The 5,830-nt window shown below is 61.4% G+C and carries 5 protein-coding genes; 3 read left to right on the forward strand and 2 right to left on the reverse strand.

From position 1 onward, the window contains the following. On the reverse strand, nt 1-2,241 hold a 2,241-nt coding region (gene uvrA, locus OP495_RS16125), incomplete at its 3' end, for an excinuclease ABC subunit UvrA (protein WP_280570720.1). 244 nt (nt 2,242-2,485) lie between these two features. On the opposite strand from uvrA, the gene OP495_RS16130 reads away from it, so the two are divergent. Both OP495_RS16130 and ssb read left to right on the forward strand, forming a co-directional pair. After that, on the forward strand, nt 2,486-3,868 hold the full coding sequence (locus tag OP495_RS16130; protein WP_280570721.1) for an MFS transporter: 1,383 nt from the start codon (nt 2,486-2,488) through the stop codon (nt 3,866-3,868). 34 nt (nt 3,869-3,902) lie between these two features. Further along, nucleotides 3,903-4,472, forward strand: a complete 570-nt coding sequence (gene ssb / locus OP495_RS16135; protein ID WP_280570722.1) for a single-stranded DNA-binding protein — start codon at nt 3,903-3,905, stop codon at nt 4,470-4,472. Between the two features lie 57 nt (nt 4,473-4,529). Here ssb and OP495_RS16140 read toward each other — a convergent pair whose 3' ends face one another. Beyond that, on the reverse strand, nt 4,530-4,691 hold the full coding sequence (locus OP495_RS16140) for a hypothetical protein (RefSeq protein WP_280570723.1): 162 nt from the start codon (nt 4,689-4,691) through the stop codon (nt 4,530-4,532). Nucleotides 4,692-5,209: 518 nt separating this feature from the next. On the opposite strand from OP495_RS16140, the gene OP495_RS16145 reads away from it, so the two are divergent. Then, nucleotides 5,210-5,830: sugar nucleotide-binding protein (locus OP495_RS16145; RefSeq protein ID WP_280570725.1), on the forward strand; the 621-nt coding region annotated here is incomplete at its 3' end.

Consider the following 5,830-nt stretch of genomic DNA (forward strand, 5'->3'; position numbering starts at 1 on the left):
TAGCCCTTCGCCCTGACAGGCTTCGCAGCGTCCGCCCTTGACGTTGAAACTAAATCGCCCGGGCTTGTAGCCACGTGAGCGTGCCTCCTGGGTGCCCGCGAAGAGCTCTCGAATCGGTGTGAAAATGCCGGTATAGGTGGCCGGGTTGGAACGCGGCGTCCGCCCGATCGGGCTCTGATCGATGTCGATGACCTTGTCGAGCAACTCCAGCCCTTTGATGCGTTGGTAGGGCGCGGGCGTAAGGCTCGTGGCGCGGTTGAGCTCGCGTGTGGCGACCGGCATCAGCGTCGAATTGATCAGTGTCGACTTGCCCGAGCCGGACACGCCGGTCACGCACACGAACAGTCCCAGGGGCAGGTCGAGCGTGACGTCCTGCAGGTTGTTGCCGTTGGCACCGTTGAGGTGCAGCATTTTCTCTGGATTGCCGGGGATACGATACGGCGGTATCTCGATACGCCGTTGATCCGACAGGTACTGGCCGGTCAGCGAGGCGTCGCATTGGGTGATCTGCTCGGGGGTCCCCTGGGCGACGATACGGCCGCCATGCACACCGGCACCGGGGCCGATATCGAGGACATGGTCCGCCGCGCGTATCGCTTCCTCGTCGTGTTCGACGACGATGACCGTATTGCCGAGGTCGCGCAGACGCTCGAGTGTCTGAAGTAGCCGGTCGTTGTCGCGTTGATGCAGGCCGATCGAGGGTTCATCGAGGATGTACATGACGCCGACCAAGCCCGCGCCGATCTGGCTGGCCAGGCGAATGCGCTGAGCCTCGCCACCGGAGAGCGTGTCGGCGCTGCGTTCGAGGGTCAGGTAGTCGAGCCCCACGTTGACCAGGAACTGCAAGCGAGAGTGTATCTCGTGGAGAATCTTGGCGGCGATTTCACCCTTGCGGCCCGGCAATTCCAACGCCACGAAATAATGCCAAGCCTCGCCGATGGGTAGTTGCGAAACTTCAGGGAGGGGGCGGCCGTCAATATAAACATGGCGGGCTTCCTTGCGCAGTCGGGTCCCTTGGCAGGATGGGCAGGACCGCACGGCCAGGTGCTTGGCAAGATCTTCTCGCACCATGCTCGACTCGGTTTCGCGGTAACGCCGCTCCATGTTGGGGAGCACGCCCTCGAAGGCATGTTCGCGCGTGACCTTGCGGCCCCGATCGTTGACGTAGCTGAAGGCGATCTGGTCCTGTCCGCTGCCGTGCAACACCACGTCACGTTCGTGCCGGGCGAGGTCCTGCCAGGGCGTTTCCAGCGCGAAACGATAATGCTGGGCGACCGCCTGCAACTGGTTGAAGTAATAAACGCTACGCCGATCCCAGCCCTTGATGGCGCCTTCGGCTAGCGACAGCTCGGGATGGCTGATCAGCTTGTACGGATCGAAGTACTGGCGTACCCCGAGGCCGTCGCAGGTTGGGCAGGCCCCAGCGGGGTTGTTGAACGAAAACATGCGCGGCTCGAGTTCCGCGATGGAGTAGCCGCACACCGGACAGGCGAAGCGTGCCGAAAAGACGATGTCGTCGCGTGTGCCATCCATGTCGTGAATGATGGCGATGCCATCGGACAGGGCGAGCGCGGTTTCGAACGACTCGGCCAGGCGCAGGGCGAGTCCATCGCGTACTTTGATGCGATCCACCACCACACTGATGTCGTGTTTCTTGTTCTTGTCGAGCGGGCCCAGTTCGTCGAGTTCCACCGCCTGACCGTCGACCATGGCGCGGACGTAGCCTTGGGCACGTAGCTCGGCCAACAGTTGCTGGTGCTCGCCCTTGCGGCCACTGATGACCGGTGCCAGCAGCATTAACTTGCTGCCTTCGGAGAGTGTCAGAACCTGATCGACCATCTGCGAGACGGTCTGCGCCTCGAGGTCGATATCGTGCTCGGGACAGCGTGGCGTCCCTGCGCGGGCATAGAGTAGGCGCAGATAGTCGTGAATCTCGGTGATCGTGCCGACCGTCGAGCGCGGATTGTGGGACGTCGATTTCTGCTCGATGGAGATCGCCGGCGAAAGCCCCTCGATGTGGTCGACATCGGGCTTTTCCATCATCGACAGGAATTGGCGAGCGTAGGTGGAGAGAGACTCCACATAGCGACGCTGCCCCTCTGCGTAGAGAGTATCGAAGGCCAACGAGGACTTGCCGGAACCGGACAAGCCGGTAATGACGATCAACTTGTTACGCGGTAGTTCGACGTCGATGTTCTGCAAATTGTGGGTGCGTGCACCCCTGACCAGAATTCTGTCCATGCCCACCTCGTGCCGGTTGCGCCGTGGCGGTGGCGCGGTCAAAGGATCGATTATAGAGGGTGCAGTGGAGTCCGGGCAAAGCGCGTCCTTTCCTTGACAGGCCGGCAGTCGGTAAAATGTGCTTAGTAGGCGTCTGCGCGCGTGCGAGACGCCCAAGTGTTGGTTCGTCACGGCCCCTGCAGTAAGGCCTCATGGGCCGGTTTCGGTATCGAACGTTTCTTCTCTTCAACGACGCGACTCAATCATGTCTTCATCATTGCTTCACACCGAGCGGCGTGCCATTTTCGGCCTCGCCAGCCTATATGCGACGCGCATGCTCGGGCTTTTCATGGTATTGCCGGTCCTGGCGCTATATGCCGGGGATCTGGATGGCGCGACCCCCTTACTGGTGGGAATGGCGCTGGGCGGTTATGGCCTGACACAGGCGATTCTACAAATTCCCTTCGGGCTGCTGTCGGATCGGTTCGGCCGCAAGCTCATCATCAGCATCGGGCTCTTGTTGTTTCTGCTGGGCAGTGTTGTCGCCGCCCAGGCGACCTCGATCGGCTGGGTGATCGTCGGGCGTTGCCTGCAAGGCAGCGGCGCGGTCGCGGGCGCGATCATGGCGCTGCTGGCCGACCAGACCCGCGAAGAGGTGCGTACGGCGGCGATGGCGACCATCGGGCTGTCGATCGGTATCGCGTTTGGCGTGGCGATGGTCGTGGGTCCCTTGGTCGCTGACCCTTTCGGTTTGGCCGGCGTGTTCTGGTTCACGGCCGCACTCGCGGTGGTGGGGCTGCTGGTGCTGTGGCGACTGGTGCCGCGGTCACCACGTTTGGTATCGCATCGCGATGTAGGGCTCGACCGCACTCAACTCCGCGCGATGCTGGCGCGGCGTGATCTGTTGCGTCTAGATTTCTCGATCTTCGCTCTGCACGCCATCCTGACCGCCTGCTTCGTGGCCGTGCCCTTTCGCTTGGAAGCCTTGGGGATTGCGCCGGCGCATCACGGCTGGGTGTATCTGCCGATCATGGCATTGGCCTTCGTGGCCATGGTGCCGCTGGTAATCGTGGCCGAAAAGTACCGCAAGATGAAACCGATCTTCATCGGTGCCGTGGCGTGGCTGACGCTCTGTCTGGCCGGTCTGGTAGAGTTTTCCGATGGGCGTTGGGCGCTGTTCTCGCTGCTCTGGGGATTCTTCGTGGCCTTCAACTTGTTGGAGGCCACGCTGCCGTCGATGATCAGTAAACTGGCCCCGGCGGGTGCCAAGGGCACGGCGATGGGCGTGTACTCCACCAGCCAGTTTGTGGGCGCCTTCCTGGGCGGAACGGCCGGGGGCTTCCTATCTCAGCACTTCGGCCTGGACGCGGTCTTCCTGGGCGCGGCGTTGCTGGGTGCGGTATGGTTGGTGATTGTCTGGAAGATGCCGGCTCCCCGCCATCTCTCAAGCGAGATCGTCGCCCTGAACGAGCGCTCGATGGGTACGATGGATACACTGATGGAGCGATTCGCCGCCGTGGCCGGCGTCGAGGATGTCATGGTGGTGCCTGACGAGCGTGTCGCCTATCTCAAGGTTGACCGTCAGCGGCTGGACACCGAGGCGCTGGAACGCGTCCTGGGGTCCGAGCGAGATCACAAGAGCGCCTGATAACGGGCGCGGGACTATTTTCAAGGAGACTTACATGGCGCGCGGCGTGAACAAGGTCATCCTGATCGGCAATCTCGGTCAGGATCCAGAAGTCCGTTTTTTACCTTCCGGTAATCCGGTGTGCAATCTACGCATCGCGACCACCGACACCTGGACCGACCGTCAGAGCGGTCAGCGCCAGGAGCGTACCGAATGGCATACGGTGGTGATGTTTAACAAGCTGGCGGAAATCGCCCAGCAGTACGTGAAGAAAGGCTCGCGTATCTATGTCGAGGGCCGCCTGCAGACGCGCAAATGGCAGGGTCAGGACGGGCAGGATCGGTATTCCACCGAGATCGTCGCCAACGACATGCAGATGCTCGATTCGCGCAGCGGTCAGGGTGGTGGTGACTACGCTCAGCCTCAGCAGAATGCGCCTCAGCAAGGCATGGGCCAAGGCGCTGCGGCGCAGCAGGGCGGTGGCTACGGCCAACCGCAAGGTGGCCCCTCCCCGCAGCAGCAGGCACCTCAGCAACAGCCGCCCCAGCAGGGTGGCCAGCAAGGCAATTACGGTGCTCCCAACCCCGGCAACTTCGATGACTTTGACGACGAGATCCCGTTCTAGCGTTGTCGACGTCATAAGTCGATATAAGCTTGTAAAGCCCCGTATAACGGGGCTTTTTTATGATGCGCCAAGCATGGCGCGCAGCGCCTTGGCGGCTTCGCGTAGCGGGAGACGCTCGGGATTGAGGCTGAACGACGCCATCATGAATGCTTCGGGCCTTCCGAGTCGTTGGCACACGTCGCCTGAGACGGCGTACTGCTTACCGAAACGCCACGCCATCCGGCTTGGCGTTTCGCGTGGTGTGCCCGGTATGGTATTGGGGCGACCCCAGCACCGATCCGGTCGTGATTGTCGATGAGTATTTAGCGGGTCTCGTTGAGCGCCGCCTCGGGAAAAAATGTCGACGCAGGCTCTGATTCTGAAACGTATCCATGAAACGGCTGTTAAAGTGTCGCATTGCTTTGATGTTGGTCACTGTTCGTTACGAGGATGACAACGGTCATGCCGAGTCAGGCTGCCGTGTAGATGCATACCTGCGTATGCCTTGAGGGTGAAGTGATCGAGGTGGTGTGACGATGCCATCTGGCCTCATGATTCAGGCAACAGCATCTTTCGATGATGGGAAAGTTGATGAGCGGTTACGATTTCGTTTGCCTACGCTGGCGAGTCTGACGGTGGTATAAACTAGTGCGTCGGCGGCAATGAGGATGACAGGCAATACGTCGATGGGCGAATATGTACCCCTGTCGACGAGGTGGACGACGAATCGAGGAGACGAGCATGCGAAAGGAGAGGCCGTGAAGCTGTTGCTGGCGAATGCGGGACATTGCTTGAGTCTGGCGCTGGCGCGTGAGGCCAATCGACGTCGCGACACCCAACTGACCATCGTCGAGGAGACGCAAGTCTCGGCGGAGGCATTGGCAGAAGCCCGACCCGATGCGCTGGTGGTGCCACCGTTATCGGCGCCGTCACGTCTGGCGCCCGCCGAGGTCATGGCCCATGTCGAGGCGGTCGACGCCAATCTCGCGCTGTGTCGGGAATACGACGTGCCGTTGATTTGGTGCGTGTCCGATGAGCTCTATGAGGAAGGTGGTGACGGGCCGCTCGACGAGCATGTCATCCCGGCGCCACGCGATGACAGTCTAAAACGCTTGATTGCCACTGGCGACCGGGTGCGTGAGTGTCTGCCGAGACATCTCATCGTACGGCTGGGGCCGCTGTTCGCGCTCGGCGGCGCGCATGCCTGGTTACCTGAGTTACTCGACACGCTGTTGGCGGGTGACGAAGTACGCGCCGCGGAAGACATGATCCTGTGCCCGACCTCGGTCGATGCGGTGGCCATGGCGTTGATCGGCATGATGCAGCAGCAAGGTTGTGGCGCCGATGCTTGGGGCGCCTATCATCTGGCAGGTACCGAG

Source organism: Chromohalobacter sp. 296-RDG (assembly GCF_029889885.1).
Taxonomy (GTDB): Bacteria; Pseudomonadota; Gammaproteobacteria; order Pseudomonadales; family Halomonadaceae; genus Chromohalobacter.